15 protein-coding genes and 1 riboswitch are annotated in these 15,674 nt (G+C 45.9%); of the genes, 2 read left to right on the top strand and 13 right to left on the bottom strand.

All coding sequences use genetic code 11. The annotated features are described in order from the left end of the window. Positions 1 to 58: 58 nt before the first annotated feature. The 5 genes from KQI_RS0122830 to mqnC form a co-directional block, all read right to left on the bottom strand. A complete protein-coding gene (locus KQI_RS0122830) occupies positions 59 to 1,654 on the bottom strand; it encodes a S1C family serine protease (protein ID WP_010349207.1) in 1,596 nt (531 codons plus the stop codon). A 196-nt stretch (positions 1,655 to 1,850) separates the two neighbouring features. Next, a complete protein-coding gene (locus tag KQI_RS0122835) occupies positions 1,851 to 2,159 on the bottom strand; it encodes a hypothetical protein (protein WP_010349208.1) in 309 nt (102 codons plus the stop codon). 84 nt (positions 2,160 to 2,243) lie between these two features. Continuing rightward, on the bottom strand, positions 2,244 to 2,819 hold the full coding sequence (locus KQI_RS0122840) for a 3D domain-containing protein (RefSeq protein ID WP_029390295.1): 576 nt from the start codon (positions 2,817 to 2,819) through the stop codon (positions 2,244 to 2,246). Between the two features lie 61 nt (positions 2,820 to 2,880). Further along, complete coding sequence (locus KQI_RS0122845; protein ID WP_010349210.1) at positions 2,881 to 3,762, bottom strand: putative sporulation protein YtxC; 882 nt, start codon at positions 3,760 to 3,762, stop codon at positions 2,881 to 2,883. A gap of 482 nt (positions 3,763 to 4,244) precedes the next feature. Next, entirely contained in the window at positions 4,245 to 5,378 is a 1,134-nt protein-coding gene (gene mqnC / locus KQI_RS0122850) for a cyclic dehypoxanthinyl futalosine synthase (protein ID WP_010349211.1), read from the bottom strand. Positions 5,379 to 5,428: 50 nt separating this feature from the next. Here mqnC and KQI_RS0122855 point away from each other — a divergent pair, with 50 nt between their 5' ends. Further along, a complete protein-coding gene (locus KQI_RS0122855; protein WP_010349212.1) occupies positions 5,429 to 5,812 on the top strand; it encodes a hypothetical protein in 384 nt (127 codons plus the stop codon). Here KQI_RS0122855 and KQI_RS0122860 read toward each other — a convergent pair. From KQI_RS0122860 to metA, 3 genes are all read right to left on the bottom strand, one after another. Then, positions 5,809 to 6,987, bottom strand: a complete 1,179-nt coding sequence (locus KQI_RS0122860) for a trans-sulfuration enzyme family protein (RefSeq protein ID WP_010349213.1) — start codon at positions 6,985 to 6,987, stop codon at positions 5,809 to 5,811. The two genes, KQI_RS0122855 and KQI_RS0122860, sit on opposite strands and share 4 nt — an antisense overlap. Next, positions 6,984 to 8,168 carry a PLP-dependent transferase gene (locus KQI_RS0122865; RefSeq protein WP_010349214.1) on the bottom strand — a complete coding sequence of 395 codons (1,185 nt, stop codon included), beginning with the start codon at positions 8,166 to 8,168 and terminating at the stop codon, positions 6,984 to 6,986. The genes KQI_RS0122860 and KQI_RS0122865 overlap by 4 nt, the downstream gene beginning before the upstream one ends. Positions 8,169 to 8,293: 125 nt before the next feature. After that, on the bottom strand, positions 8,294 to 9,211 hold the full coding sequence (gene metA / locus KQI_RS0122870) for a homoserine O-acetyltransferase MetA (RefSeq protein WP_010349215.1): 918 nt from the start codon (positions 9,209 to 9,211) through the stop codon (positions 8,294 to 8,296). A 115-nt stretch (positions 9,212 to 9,326) separates the two neighbouring features. Then, a riboswitch (SAM riboswitch) is annotated at positions 9,327 to 9,453 on the bottom strand. A gap of 549 nt (positions 9,454 to 10,002) precedes the next feature. Here metA and corA point away from each other — a divergent pair. Beyond that, positions 10,003 to 10,938: a magnesium/cobalt transporter CorA gene (gene corA / locus KQI_RS0122875; protein WP_010349216.1), complete on the top strand. Its 936-nt coding sequence runs from the start codon at positions 10,003 to 10,005 to the stop codon at positions 10,936 to 10,938. A 160-nt stretch (positions 10,939 to 11,098) separates the two neighbouring features. Here the strand turns inward: corA and KQI_RS0122880 are convergent, their stop codons facing one another. The 5 genes from KQI_RS0122880 to KQI_RS0122900 form a co-directional block, all read right to left on the bottom strand. Next, positions 11,099 to 12,106: an HRDC domain-containing protein gene (locus KQI_RS0122880; RefSeq protein WP_010349217.1), complete on the bottom strand. Its 1,008-nt coding sequence runs from the start codon at positions 12,104 to 12,106 to the stop codon at positions 11,099 to 11,101. A gap of 165 nt (positions 12,107 to 12,271) precedes the next feature. After that, positions 12,272 to 13,150, bottom strand: a complete 879-nt coding sequence (locus KQI_RS0122885) for an ROK family protein (protein WP_010349218.1) — start codon at positions 13,148 to 13,150, stop codon at positions 12,272 to 12,274. 214 nt (positions 13,151 to 13,364) lie between these two features. Then, entirely contained in the window at positions 13,365 to 14,261 is an 897-nt protein-coding gene (locus tag KQI_RS0122890; protein WP_010349219.1) for a 5'-3' exonuclease, read from the bottom strand. A gap of 73 nt (positions 14,262 to 14,334) precedes the next feature. After that, on the bottom strand, positions 14,335 to 14,700 hold the full coding sequence (locus KQI_RS0122895) for an arsenate reductase family protein (protein ID WP_010349220.1): 366 nt from the start codon (positions 14,698 to 14,700) through the stop codon (positions 14,335 to 14,337). 7 nt (positions 14,701 to 14,707) lie between these two features. Then, on the bottom strand, positions 14,708 to 15,664 hold the full coding sequence (locus KQI_RS0122900; RefSeq protein ID WP_029390296.1) for an RluA family pseudouridine synthase: 957 nt from the start codon (positions 15,662 to 15,664) through the stop codon (positions 14,708 to 14,710). Positions 15,665 to 15,674 lie beyond the last annotated feature (10 nt).

A 15,674-nucleotide genomic window follows, 5' to 3' on the forward strand; every position in this document is an offset into this window, starting at 1 on the left:
ACGGAAGGGCTCTTCCTTCCGTTTCCAGTTCCATGCTCATTTGTATAGAGTTATTAGCTTATTGTTGAAGCGTCGAGCTAAAATCATTTTTGTTGCCTATTTTCAGTTGAATATCCCTTTTCTGTCCGGCCCGTTCGATGTTAAGTGTCAGTGCTGTACCTACTTTTTGTGTTTGAATAAACTGGATCAGCTCTTGTGATGTGCTATAAGGCTTGCCATTGGCTCCGATAATCACATCGTAAGGACGCAGATCTGCCTGATAAGCAGGTGATTTGTAAACAATATCTCGTACAACCGAGCCTTCAGTCTGGGATGTACCCAATTCCTTGGCTACTTCAGGGCTCAAATTTAACAGACTTGCACCAATGAAAGGTACAGGTTCTTTTGGAATCGGCTGATTATTTTTCAGCTTATCGACAACTTCCAAAATCGTATTGGAAGGAATCGCAAAACCGATTCCCTGCGCGTCTGCACTCACAGCTACGTTCATACCAATAACCTGTCCTTTCAGATTTAGCAGCGGTCCACCAGAGTTACCTGGGTTAATGGATGCATCCGTCTGTATAAGATGCTTGTATTGCGTCGGGTTTCCAGTTGATTCACTATTAATCGTGATCGTACGTTCTTTCGCACTCAGCACTCCGGCTGTTACCGAATGTTCAAAGCCTTCAGGGTTACCGATTGCTACCATCCACTCCCCGACTCTAGCGTTATCGGAATTCCCCAGCGGTACCGTTGGGAAGTTATTTTTACCGTCTATTTTAAGTACCGCCAAATCAAGGTCTGCATTTTTACCTAGCACCTTAGCCTCATACGGTTTATTGGTTCCTTCTACAGTAACCTGAACGACACTTGCACCTTCAACAACATGGTTGTTGGTCAGGACATAGCCCGATTTATCAAAAATAAAACCTGAACCGATACCAAGCGGGGTCAGTTGTCCGCTGTTGCTGCTATTGCTGTTGTCATTCCTATTACTGCTGTTTCCATCACTGTTTCCATCGCTGTCTCCATACTGATTTCCAAAGAAGTATTGGTATAGCGGGTCATTAAAATAAGGGCTGCTTTGTCTGCCACTTGACTGCTTGGCAAGTGTTTCGATTTTGACGACCGCAGGTCCCGCCTTTTCAACAACGGATTGAACATCAGCCGTACCTGAAGGCATCACAGCCGGAACTGCACTTGGCAAAGATCCCGTCGATCCTGAATTTGTCGTTTCACCGCTTTCCGCTGCCGCCGAAGTTAACGCCGTCTCCGGTGTAAACATATTGGTTCGGTCAGCTGTATACATCAGTACCGTAATAACCAGCATTCCGGCCAAAAAAGACAGGAAAATCGTTTTGATCTGCGACTTGGGCTTAGTCGGCTTGAACTGCCAGTTGCCGCCATTCCGTCCCGAACCGTCCTGTTGCTCAGGCCCAGCTCGATGGTAGGAGGGAGGAAAAGGTCTTACCGCCTGTGGTGGCGTAATCTCCACGTCCTTCTCCATCAACTGCTCTTCTTTGCGTTGTCCGTCCGATTGAACTGAAGAAAAAGGGCCATAGGAATAATAATATGAGGAACCGCTTGATTCGTTTTGTCGAGTTGTTCTATCAGCATCAACCTGATCGTTGTCATTCCGACGTCCGGAATTATTATTTTTGAATTCGTCCATTGTATATCTCCTCCCAAACCCTATGCTTCAAGGTGGTGTTGTTTAACTGACTTTATTTTGCACTTTAAACCTTAATTCCACCTTAAAAAAAATTAAAAAGCAGATAAAACCTTAGACCTATATGTACTTAATCCTGTTCACGTCATACGAAATGCCCCGGAGAATTCCCGAGGCATTATCAATTGTATATGCTTTTTTATTTCGTGTTAAAGTTTTCATCGAACTTTTGGTTCGGTGTTTGAGCATTGCTTTGAATTTTGTTGCGACTGGCGTTTTGTACTTTTTGCGCTACTGCGCTTGTACCTGCCACATCTGTTGCAAATTCTTCACTATACTTCTCATTTGGTGTCTGGTAGTTATCTTGAACTTTATTTTGTTCAGACTTCTTCACCTTTTGAGAAACGACACCTACCGAATTGTCTTGTGCAAATTCTGCTTTAAACTGATTACCTGCGCTTGCTTTGGCGCCTTGGTTCATGTTCGAGCTTCCGCCTTGATTTGGCATAAATCTCAACCTCCCAGTATGTTTTGTGGGATAAGCTTATCCCGCAACATAGTATGTGAAGTCAGAAAGGACAATATTCAAGGATTAAATGGAAGCATCCAGTGTTGAGCTCGGAATGGATTTATGCGTTACGATCGCCTTTTGAAGCGATTGTATCATCTTTTCCGTACATTTTCCGTTCCCTTTTTTTATAATTTGAACATTTACTTCTTTCTTACCCCATTCGGAATACACCTGCCGGGTTGTTTTAAAATACAAGTCAATCTTATTGCCCTTAATCGCCGATCCTGTATCTGCTACAATGCCGTAGCCATAGCCTGGAATGTACAAAATGCTGCCCAAGGGAAACGTCTTGGGATCAGCCGCAATCGTGGACAGTGTGTTTTTGTCACGACGTACTTTTACACCGGAATACGTAATACCGTAACCAGGATGATTTGGCCGTTTGCCAGTGGATTCATAGCCTGCTGTATATCCTGTTGCCGTGACCGTCATAGTCGTAATGACCTGCTCTTCGGGTGGGGCTAAAACAGGTGTTGATTGCAATTTCTTATGTTGGACCGGTTCTTTGTGACCGTATGCTTCATTGCCCGACATGATCACACAGCCTGCAATGAGGACGGTGCCCAAAATCCGTTTCCATACCAACATGGATCTCATAAAAAACCTCCCCTTGAGGCAAAGGCTTTCCAGAAATCCGTTGGATTATACAAACATTTTATTATTTTTGAACATCCTGACCCGGATAGAGTCTGCTCAGCTTTACCTTATCTTCAAAAATATGCAGCAGCGTTCGCACAATGGGGGTGTGCTCATCATGTGTATGCAATATAATGGAAGCAGGGGAGATCGAAATAAGGGTGCTCACGATTCGATCCTCGACCTCCATTTCCAACTCAATTCCCGGCATCTCCACTATGATGTCATCTGCATCGGGTGTCGGTATAGGGACCATGGCGCTATCGAGAATGGTAAAATCATGCCCGCCTTGATGAAGCACATGCACGAGCGGAACTTTACTTTCCTGAAAAAATACAAAGTATTTAAGCAGCCCCATAAATTCTTCATACTGCCGATCTGCCCAGAATTCCTCCATGGCATAATCGACGATTTCTTCAAGCTCTTTTTTATACGCATGCAGTCTGAATTGAATAAGCCCTTCCAAGTTCATTACACGAAGCTCCTTGAAATCCTTTTCCAGGAGAGCGGCCAGTTTACCATGGCGCTTTAAACGTCCTCTTGGGCCATCATCATTTACCAAGGAGCGAATCATGCTGCGAATTCGGGTCGTGTCCTCTTTCTCCAGCAGCGAACAGGCTTTGGTGAGAATTTGATCAAGCAGTTCCCACTCCTTAGCTTGGATAATATAGTCCGCTATCGCCGAAGACATGATGCTGTATACACAGGGGAGAAAGCTTTCAAACTCCGAATTGCTCTCCGTGCCCTTGCAGGTCCATGCCACTTTGTTTTCCAGTTGTCTGAAAGTGAATCGAAATCCGCGCCGTGACATATGTAGTCCCTTGGTTCTACTTTTGACCACCTCATAGAAACGATCGGCTTCATGTTCTCCATCCGTATTGGTCCACACTGTAAACAGTTCCATTGGCTCACTCCTTTCGATCACTGCTTTCAGTATATGGCGGCCTCTGTAGGGTTATACGAAGTGAACGACTGGAAACGGAAAGTCATATTTATAAGGGAATAAATGCCGTTTTCCTAATTCATCTTTTGGATTTGCAGCGCTTCAAGGCGATCATTCAAATGACTGAACCGCAGGCTGAGATGAGCAAAGGATTTTTACCGTAATACGCTTGTACTCCATTGTCATGCTGACTGGCCATATGATAAAATACAATTAAGATGTATACACTAAAAAAGAGTAAGGATGTTGTAGCATCCTCACTCTTTAGCAACAGCCGCTTATAAGGGCGGTGGCTGTTCAAAGATTTGTCGATCGAAATAGACCGTTTACTTTACCATATGAACATTGTTAAAAGTAGAAAAACGCTTATCTATACTAATCCCTCTACACGGATTAATGATAGATAAGCGTTTTTTGATTACGTAATATGAACGGACGTACTCTTAATTTTGCATAATAAAGTCATGTTCAATACTGCTGGCACTGTCAAAAGTACGAATAATATCATAGCGGGTGTTACGTTGCGCCGGGGTATTACCTGTCTCGCGAATCAACTGTAAAATGGACTCGATATTGACCTTATAGGTTGCGCCTGCGGCGGAAACGACGTTTTCCTCAATCATCGTGCTGCCAAAATCATCGCAGCCATAGTAAAGCGATTTTTTGCCGATTTCCGGTCCCATGGTTACCCACGAAGACTGAATATGCTTGATGTTATCCAGTACAAGCCGACTGATCGCAACAGTTTTCAAATATTCCTCCGGCGTCTGGCGATCCTTCTTCAGGTTGGTGTTGTCTGGCTGAAAGGTCCAGGGAATAAAGGCCAAAAATCCTTCAGAATTATATTTATTTTCAATACATTCGTCCTGAGCATCACGAACACGCAGCAAATGCAGCGCACGCTCCTCCATCAACTCGCCAAAGCCGATCACCATCGTGGCAGTCGTGTTCATACCAACCTTGTGAGCCGTTTGCATCACATCCATCCAATCACGCCAAGAGCCCTTGAGACGGCTGATTTTGCGGCGAGTACGGTCATCCAGAATTTCTCCGCCTCCACCCGGCAGTGAATCCAGTCCGGCCTCATGAATGGCTCGAATGGTTTCTTCCATGGAAAGTCCGGATTTTTCTTTCATTTTATGAATTTCAGCCGGCGAAAAGGAGTGCATCGTAATGTCGGGAAAACGCTCCTTGATACCTTTCAGCAAATCTGTATAGTAACTGAACGGCAGATTCGGATTTACACCGCCTTGCATCAAAATTTCAGTGCCTCCTACATCCTGTGTTTCCTTGATCTTCTGAAAGATCACCTCATCAGGTAGAACGTAGCCTTCATCTGAACCCGGTCTGCGGTAAAATGCGCAAAAACGGCAATATACGTCACACACATTCGTATAGTTTATATTTCGTCCGATCACGAAGGTTTTAACGGGGTTTGGATGCATGCGATTCATGACCTTATTCGCTGCATGACCGATTTTTTCTACCTCGTCTGACTCAAACAAAGCAACGGTATCCTCTAAATTCAGGCGTTCGCCGCGCAGGGCTTTATCTAAAATATGGTCGATTACACTCATGGTGTATCCTCCTTTGCTTTCACAGGGCAACGAAATGAAAGACAGGACTTATGAACGAGAATGCTTTCACAAACCTGCGTTCGAACCCTGCCGTAATGTATGTTCATGACTGGCCTTGTATGTTGTCTGTGCTATTTAGCATAGTAAAACCTATTGATAATACTAACATATCTTTAGGTAAGGAACCATACTTATTCCCGCTTCTTTCTGCTTTTCACCTGGAGAAACATGCAGTTCCCACACTAATTGACAATAGCTTATGTGTGCCAAGCGAGAAGAAAGCAGGACATCAACGTGCATTTTTTCACACTGCCCTTCATGTCATTATACAGAAAACAGCAGGCCCCCAGAAACATTGGAAACTTGCTGTTTTCTACGATACCTATTTCCTCTCCATCAAACGCAAAAATGCTGCGGAGGTGCTGACGCGCTAGCGTAGGGCTTCGTTCAAATCGCTGATCAGGTCGTCAATATCCTCCAGACCTACTGAAAAGCGAAGTAGTCCATCTGTGATTCCTCGCTCCAGGCGCACACTATGCGGCATAGCCGCATGTGACATCATCGCTGGATAAGACAGGATGCTTTCCACAGCTCCCAGACTCACCGCAACAATTGGAATACGCACGCGACTGAGAACTTCTTTGGCCCGCTCACCAGAACCTACATCAAACGATATCACCGCACCGTATCCGCTGGATTGGCTCTCGTGAACAGCACGTCCCGGATGATTCTCCAGCCCTGGATAGTACACAGCCTCAATATCGGTTCGGTCGTTCAGCCAGTTCGCAAGCTTTGCCGCACTCTTTTCACTATGTGCCATACGAGCTTCCAGTGTCTTCATGCCGCGCATGAGCAACCATGACTCTTGCGGGGCCAGCACAGTTCCCATCCCGTTTTGGAGCTGCTTGATTTGTCTCCCAAGCGATTCGGTACGTGCTACCGCAAGTCCTGCCAGCACATCGCTGTGCCCGCCGAGAAACTTGGTCGCACTGTGCAGGACAATATCGACACCCTGCTCAATCGGACGCTGATAATAAGGTGTCATAAACGTATTATCCAGCAACGTCAAAAGTCCGTTGTCCTGTGCCCAAGAGGCTACTCCTGCGATATCGGTAATTTTGAGTGTAGGATTGGACGGGGTTTCTATATACACAGCCTTTGTATTTTCCTGCAAAGCCTCTTTTACAAGGTTGAGGTCCGTCATGTCGACAAAGGTTGTTTCGATATTCATCCGTTTCAGTATAGTGGTCAGCAGCCGATACGTTCCTCCATATACGTCCTCCGAAACAATGACATGATCCCCAGCGGACAGAAGCATAAATACGGTAGAAATGGCCGCCATCCCCGATGCAAAGGCAAATCCTCTGGCCCCGCCTTCCAATAAGGCAATATAGTCCTCCAGCGCTTGTCGTGTCGGATTACCGGAACGGCTATAGTCATGCTGTGGAGGATTAAAAATATCATGATGGTGAAAGGTAGAAGCCTGATAGATGGGAACACTCGACGCACCTGTTACACTGTCAATTTCAGAGCCAAAATGCAGCAGCTTGGTAGCGAATTTCCGCTCCTTATCCAGAGTTTGCTCGATTTTCTTTGTATCCTCAATCATTGTTGCTCCCCTCCTTCAATTTCTTGACGTGCCGCTTCCAACGCCGCACGCAAATCTTCAATTAAATCGTCTGTATGCTCAATGCCTACGGAGAAACGCAGCAGCCTGTCATCCACCCCAACTGCATCCCGAATTTCTGCTGGTATATCGGCATGTGTCTGCACAGCAGGATAGGTCATTAGCGACTCCACCCCGCCCAGACTTTCGGCAAAAGCAATCAGCTTAATGTGACGAAGCAATGGCTCCACATAGCGAGCATCCTTTACTTTAAAGGAGAAAATCCCCGTGTTGCCGCTGGATTGCTTGTTTTGTATCTCACGCCCCGGATGACCTTCAAGCCCTGGATAAAATACTTCCGCCACTGCAGGATGGGTCAATAAATAGTTAGCAAGTACCGTCGCATTATGCTCATGCCGATCCATACGCAGCGCCAGCGTTTTCATGCCCTTCATCAATTGATAGCTGTCGCTCGGGGAAAGCACAGCTCCTATAGAATTGTGAAGGAAGGAAACTTCGTCCGATAGCTCTTTGCCCTTGGTTACGATCAAACCTGCCAGCACGTCATTGTGCCCACCCAAATACTTGGTTGCGCTATGTACCACAATATCAGCACCCAGTTCCAAAGGACGCTGGAAATATGGTGTTAGCAGCGTATTGTCTACAATGGTAAGCAACTGACGTTGTGATGCCCATTCAGCCACCGCTTGAATATCCGTAATCATCATCAACGGGTTCGTAGGCGTTTCTATGAATACAGCTTTGGTATTCGGTCGACATGACTGTTCGAGTGCTTCAAGATCGTTTGTATCCACATAACTCGCAGTTACGCCGAATTTAGATAAAATGCGCTCCAGCAAACGATATGTCCCGCCATAGAGGTCTAGCGATACAATGAGATGATCTCCCTGTCCAAACAAAGCAAATACCGTTTGCAGCGCCGCCATGCCGGAACTGCACGCAAAGCCTGCATCACCAGATTCCAGTGCAGCGGAAGCCTCTTCCAGTACCTTTCGCGTCGGATTGGTCGTCCGAATGTAATCAAATCCTGTGCTTTGGCCCAGACGGGGATGGCGGAACGCCGTAGCTTGATAAATCGGATAATTAATAGACCCGGTTACTGGTTCCTCTACTGAACCGATCTGTGCCAGTCTGCTTTCGATTTTCCACTGCTTCTCACTCATACGAATCCTCCTATTAAATTCCATATTTGATGATGTAATATATGCTGCAAAAATGGATGATCAAATACTATACTGCTGCGCTACTGCAAGGTGGTACTGCAGAAAGGTGAATTTCAAACCCCTTTTTAAATCTGGGGCCCGATATCGTAAGGTGTTTCTTGGTATACATAATAGTTAAGCCAATTCGAAAATAATAAATTGGCATGCGCACGCCAGATAGAGGGCGGTGTGCGTGTAGGGTCATCGTCCGGAAAATAGTTTTTGGGGACTTCAATATCCAGTCCTTTAGCCACATCACGATCGTATTCCCATTTCAGCGAGAGTGGATCATATTCGGAATGGCCAGTTACAAAAATTTGTTTACCATCACACGTGGCGACCAGATACACTCCGGCTTCCTTGGATTCGGATAAAATCTCTAATTCGGCAATGCGATCAATATCTTCCCGCCGAACCTCCGTATGCCGGGAGTGAGGAGCATGAAAAAGTTCATCGAAACCACGTAGAAGCTTCACTGTAGGCTTAATAACCGTGTGTGGAAATACGCCAAAGCATTTGAAGTCGAGTCCGTATTTAGGGACCCCGAAATGATGGTATAGGCCTGCCTGTGAGGCCCAACAGATATGCATGGTCGAAGTGACATTCGTTTTCGTCCATTCAAAAATTTGCTGGATTTCCTTCCAGTAGTTCACATCTTCAAACTCAAACTGCTCTACCGGGGCACCTGTAATAACCATACCGTCAAAACGATTGTTCTTGATCTCGTCAAACGTTTTATAAAACATGTTCAAATATTCTTGTGATGTATTTTTGGATACATGGGACTTCATGTGTACCAATGTAACGTCCACTTGCAGCGGGGTATTGCCGACCAGTCGCAACAGTTGGGTTTCTGTTGTCTCTTTTGTAGGCATCAAATTCAAAATGGCGATGCGCAACGGACGAATATCCTGGTGATAGGCCAGGCTTTCATCCATTACGAAAATATTTTCGCCCTCCAGCACTTCCTTGGCAGGTAGTGTATCCGGAATCTTAATCGGCATGTAACTCACTCCTCGTTAGTAAGTTTTGCGAAAATCGTCATGTTGAGATGCCGGGCATATAATAAAAAGACCTATCTCAGTTAGAGAAAGGTCATATTTGTATCCATATGCGCCTCTCTCATCTGTCAGGGCAACACGCTTGTATACAAAGCGCACGTCCTGCAAGAATTAGCACCGTGCGATTAGAATCGCCGGTTGCCGGGTATCATCGGGCTAGTCCCTCCACCTGCTCTTGATAAGATTTCGCTATATTCTTTTAGGTTTGCAATGTTCTTTTTAAACACTTTAATGCATCGGCTGGGCTTCGTCAAGATGGGACTTGTAAATTCGTGTCCTCCATTCACATTTTGTCTAGCTTTTCCATAGGTTAAATCATTCCCCTCTTATCGCTGGATCTCTTGTCACTACTGTTGATTCAGCCATGATTTTGCGCTTGAAAGGCCGTAGGCCGAGCGTTATACTATACAAGTGCTAATAGGCAAAATAATGGTGCAACAGTGCAGATTTTGAGTGCTTTCTGCGTTATTGTGGCAACCTAAAAAGAACATTTGTGAGGTGAATCCGGAATGGAAGGCGACCCGAGTCCGAATAGGCGGCGATCCCTGAACAACAGCATAGGAATGACTTCAGCTTGCCGAGAGACGGGACGCCAGGCTCTGCATGCTCCAAAAGCCTTCGGCTTTTAATGGGAATGCTCGCTTATCCGAACCGGCTAAACGGCTAACTGAGCCCATTCCTTATGCTTAAGGTACACGTATTTCCGTTACGACGGAGCATAAGGAGTGACATATATGAAAATCCGTTTGGTAAACAACGGGGTTTTTACCCCTGTCGAAGAAATTGAAATGGCGCTTACTGCACCGGCGGAGGGCTTTTATTGGATTGATGCCGATGTTGAAGATCTGGCAGTGCTCCAGCCTTTATTCTCCATGCATGATCTTGCGGTGGAGGACTGTTTGAGCGAAGAAGAGCAGCGTCCGAAGATTGAAATCTACGAAAGCCATTATTTTATCGTTGTAAACAGTATTCGTTTTGATGATGAAGAAATATTTTTACGTGCTTTGAACATTTTTCTCGGTCGTCATTTTATCATTACGGTGACCAAGCAAAAAATCAACGAGCTTCGCTCACTTAAGCCTTTGCTTTGGGAGCAGGAAGTAAGTCAGCCGGACCGTTTTATGTATCTGCTGATCGATTTGATCGTCGATAATTATTTTCTGGTTGGTGACCGGATTGAGGTCCGCATTGAAAAGCTGGAAGAAGATATTCTAATGCATACAAAAAAGTCGCATTTGAATGAGATCATCGGCTTGCGCAGTGAGATTTTGTGGCTGAAAAAGGTGCTGGGACCGCAAAAAGAGGTCATTAATACCTTGAATAAACGGGATTTACGCCTCATCGACGATCAATTGCAAAAGTATTTTAGCGACATTTATGAAAATGCTGTGAAAATTTCGGAGACTTTCGAAACTTACCGCGACTTGATGGGTAACCTTCGAGAAGCTTATCAATCCAGTATTGCTAACCGTGCCAATGAAATTATGCGCGTGTTTACAGCAATTACGACTATATTTATGCCATTGACGGTTATTACCGGAATATATGGAATGAACTTCGACAATATGCCTGAGCTTCATACACATTATGGCTATTTTGTTGTTATTGGTGTCATGGTGGCGCTGGGTGTGAGTATGTTCTTTATTTTCCGCAAGAAGGACTGGGTTTAAAAAGAAACGTGTGACCAAAGCAGCAGTCGTATCCAGTCAGGATATAGCTGCTGCTTTGGTTTATAGTTGATACTTGTTGATAATATGTCCTATCTTACAAAAAACACCAACCTATTTTGCCTTTCGGCGAATGATCGGTGCTTCCGATTTTGTATTAGGTTTATCCCACATGTCGATCTGATGTCCCCTGATGGCGGAAACGGATACGGATTAGACGCAGACGCTCATAAACTTGATCCAGCCCTGTTTCTGCCGCCTTTTCCTCGCCGTACACTTGCAACATGACGGGCTTGAGCAGCGTATCCCCCAACTCTTCATAGGCAGACCAGATGGCTGCCTGTTCTTCCTCGGATACGTTCACCAGTTCCTTATGGATGAGCTTCTCCATATCAAATCCATCCCTGTCCAGATGCTCCACAGCTTCAATCATCTCTCTACGATGCAAACCTGCCTTCATTCCGATGTGCTCCAGTGAAAGACCATCTGAAACACCTTCAATAATCGTTTTTGTCAGGCTGAATTTGTTCAGCTCCTGTCTGTACTGGTTCTGTTTTTGTTTGTACATCCATGACAAAAAAACTTCTTCTTCCAGCGTCTCGGTTACCCAATTCAGTGGAAATGATGTGGTCCGGTCATTTTGTGTCGTAATAGCCAGTAGCTCCTGCCCATATTGAGACATCTTGCCCTGGCCCACACCGGGCAGCTCCAGCAATTCCTCTTCCGTATGGGGAAGATAAACGCTAATGAGTCGGAGCAGCCGATTCGTAGCGATAAAATAAGGGGCTTTGCGCTCGGTGGCTGCCTTCTGCCGTCTCCACAATGTCAACTGCTCATATACATCGTCACGCGGAAATAAATCGCTATAACAGTACAGCTTTTGCAGCGATTGCCCCCGTCCTGCTGCTCCTTCGTGCTCATTAAAAACCCCATGGATCAAGGGTCTGTAGCCCTCAGCCATCTTGAGCGCCAGCTCATGGCGGTACACATGCAGCAATTCCTGCCACAAGCTGCCCTCATACCAAAGATCATCCGTGCTTTCATCCAAGTCATGGTGCGTACTCCAGCCAGCACTCCATATCCCTTCATGTTGCCCAATCCACACCTGGGCAAAACTCTCATAGCCATGTTCATTCCGTTTGGACAAGCGATTTAAAAATACAATCTCCATGATTTTCCTCCCTGTTGTATCATTGATTACAGTCCCGCACAACGCAAAAACACAAAAAAAGCACCTATCCCGCGTATTCGCAAGAAAGGTGCTTCCCTTTTTGAGCCGTACTATACTGTTGTCTATATGATAACCGTACCTTGGAGCGTCGTCAACCAGAAATTCTCAACGACTTAGCTTTTCCTTTGCCAAGGCAAGAGCACCACACAATCCGGCATTGTCACCCAATCCCGGACTTACGATATATTGATCAATGTCTGTTGTCAGACTCGGATGCTGTACATAGCCGTTCAAAAGCTCTTGAAGCTTGCTGCGAATGAGCGGGAACAACTGCTCCTGTTTCATTACGCCTCCGCCCATAATAATCTTTTGCGGTGACAGGATTAATACATAGCTCATCAAAGCCTGTGCGAGATAATACGCTTCCATCTCCCATGCCGGGTGATCAACAGAAAGCTCATGTCCCTTAACCTTCCATCTTTTTTCGAGCGAAGGACCCGCTGCCAGTCCTTCCAGACAATCTCCGTGATAAGGGCATGTACCCTCATAAGTATCCTCTGGATGACGACGCACCAGAATATGTCCCATCTCTGGATGAGATAATCCATGAATCAGTTTACCCCCAACCAAAGCACCTGCCCCAATGCCTGTACCTATCGTAATATACAGACAGCTGTCCATTCCCTTGGCTGCGCCCCAGATGGATTCACCTAATGCTGCTCCGTTCACATCGGTGTCAAATCCCATAGGTACATCAAAATGCTCTTTCAGCTTGCCAATCAGATTGTAATTCCCCCAATGCGGCTTAGGTGTTGTCGTAATATAGCCATATGTATCACTGCCCTCGATAGGATCAATCGGTCCAAATGACCCTACTCCCAGCGCTTCAATACCCTTCCCTTCAAAAAATGAAATGACATTCTCCATCGTTTCCGCTGGTGTGGTTGTTGGAAAGCTCGCACGCTCCAGTACCTCTCCCCGTTCATTGCCGATTCCACATACAAATTTGGTACCGCCTGCTTCAATTGCTCCCAATACTGCCATAGCTTGTGTTGTCCCCTCTCATTCGAAATCCGTTACCTTTCACTATATTCACCTGAAACGTGTCCAAGGTCAATCCCCTGATCACAATTGTATACATATGACTGTTTCTATGCTGATGCCTATGGACACAAAAAAGGACACTAACGATCCAAACGTCAGCATCCTCACAGATACTTTGCCTGAATATTCAATATGAAGCAGCACAGCTGCCTCATTATGATCCGGTGGCAACCCCCATCAACGTACATAAGCTTTTCATTTCAAGCTGCTCAAACTTGTCGACAATTTGCACATGATCCAGTGTCAGCAGACAGCTGTCCAAAGCACACGCTACAGGCACATCACAATGAATTGTAGCAAGCTTGCGTGAAAGATGCAGCATATCCAGATCGCTCTCAATCTTTTTGCGCACCGATGGCGTCAACTGATCCAGATTCTCCAGAATACCTTCAATGGAATCATATTCCTGCACCAGCTTGAGCGCTGTTTTCTCACCAATACCGCGTACCCCCGGGTAATTGTCGCTCGCATCCCCCATTAAGCCTTTGATATCCACCACTTGGCGCGGCTTAAGCCCTTTTTCAGCCAACAATGTCTCCGGGGTATACACCATATAGTTGCCGTGGCCTTTTTTCATAATGATAACCCGTGTCCGCTCATCCACCAGTTGGAGTAAATCATGATCCCCTGAGAGAATCATCACATCCATGTCCTCATGTTGCGTATAATGGCGTGCAAGCGTACCGATGCAATCATCCGCCTCAAAGCCTTCAGCTCCAATATTGGGAATGCCAAGGCTGTCCGTCACTTCACGGATCAATGTAAACTGGGGAATCAAATCATCCGGTGCGTCAGCTCGATTTCCTTTATACGCAGCAAAATGCTCTCCGCGAAAAGTCGTTCCGCCCATGTCCCAGCAGCAAATGACATGCGTAGGATCAAATGTTTGAACCGCATCCCAAAAATATCGAATAAAACCATATATGGCGTTTGTTGGCACTCCAGCTTTTGTACGACGAATATATCCGTTTGCGGCAGTTGCATAATAAGCGCGGAATAGCAGAGCCATGCCGTCAACCAGCATTATGGATTGTTCATTACGTTGTGTCACAGATTGTATTGCTCCCATTCATTCATATTATTTAACTCCAACAGTATACCATATCGCGGAGCGGAATTGGGCGTTATTGAGCACCCCATGCCTCCTCAAATGTTTCCTCTTTGAAGCCTATCGTGACTTTGTTCCCATCTGTTACGATGGGGCGCTTGATCAATCTTCCATTCGAGGACAGAAGTGAAATTTGCTCTTCACGGCTCATATCTCCGAGCTTGTCCTTCAATTTTAACTCCTTGTAAACCTCACCGCTCGTATTGAAAAATTTCTTGAGCTCCAGTCCGCTTTTACGGATCAAATCTTCCAGCTCCTCCGGTCCGGGCGGTTGCTCAAAAATAGGAATCAGTTCCGTCTCATGTCCTTTGTTTTGCAGCCATTTTACTGCATTGCGACAGGTGCCGCATTTGGAATACTGATAAATTTTCAGTTGACTCATCGTTAGGTTAATCCTCCATTTTGTTTCTTAACAGCTCCTGCATTTCGGCCATATCATCCGGTAGAGGAGCATAGAACGTCAGTCGCTCCCCTGTCACAGGGTGCATCAAGGACAACTCCGAAGCATGCAGTGCTTGCCGAGGCATCTGGGCATCAAGCTGCTCATATTGCTCACGACGCGCTGCGTCATCGGGTATAGCCCGGTACATTTTGTCTCCGATCAATGGGCAACCGATATACGTCATATGCACACGAATTTGATGCGTACGCCCGGATTCCAATTTTAGACCCATTCGGCTCCCCTCGTTCCACGCTTCCTCCAGCTTATACATCGTCAGAGCAGGATAACCACTCGGAGTCACCATTCTCAAATGTGGATCATCCGGATTGCGGTCAATCGGCCCATCCACCCTTCCTTCCAGTTGCCCAGGACGCCCGTGCACCAGAGCTGTGTAGCGCTTATCCACCGTTCCCGCAATCATCTGCTCGGAAATATGCTGGTGTACATACGGATTTTTAGCCACAACCAGCACACCTGTCGTCTCCTGATCGAGACGATGAACAGGACGGAACCGGAACAACTCTCCTTTGCACTGCCAATAATGCACAACTCCGTTAGCCAGAGTGCCTGTGTAATGTCCATGTGTCGGATGAACAATGATTCCCGCCGCCTTGTTTACGACCAACAGATGCTCATCCTCATACAAAATGTCAAAAGGAATGGGTTCGGGTAAAATATCATCGGAACGCTCGCGCTTCATACGAATTTCTACCCGATCCCCAGCCTTTACCTTTACGCTAATATACACTCGTGTCCCGTTCAGCATGATCCCTTGCTCTGTCAGCTTGAGTTTGGATATCAGCTTGCGTGAAATGTTCATTCTTTTCTGCAAAATCGTCTTCAACAGCATGCCCTCCTCTTCAGGAGGGATCATATACACGATAGGTTCATAGTACAAGTCCATCACAAATTCC

Source organism: Paenibacillus peoriae KCTC 3763, assembly GCF_000236805.1.
Classification (GTDB): Bacteria; Bacillota; Bacilli; order Paenibacillales; family Paenibacillaceae; genus Paenibacillus; species Paenibacillus peoriae.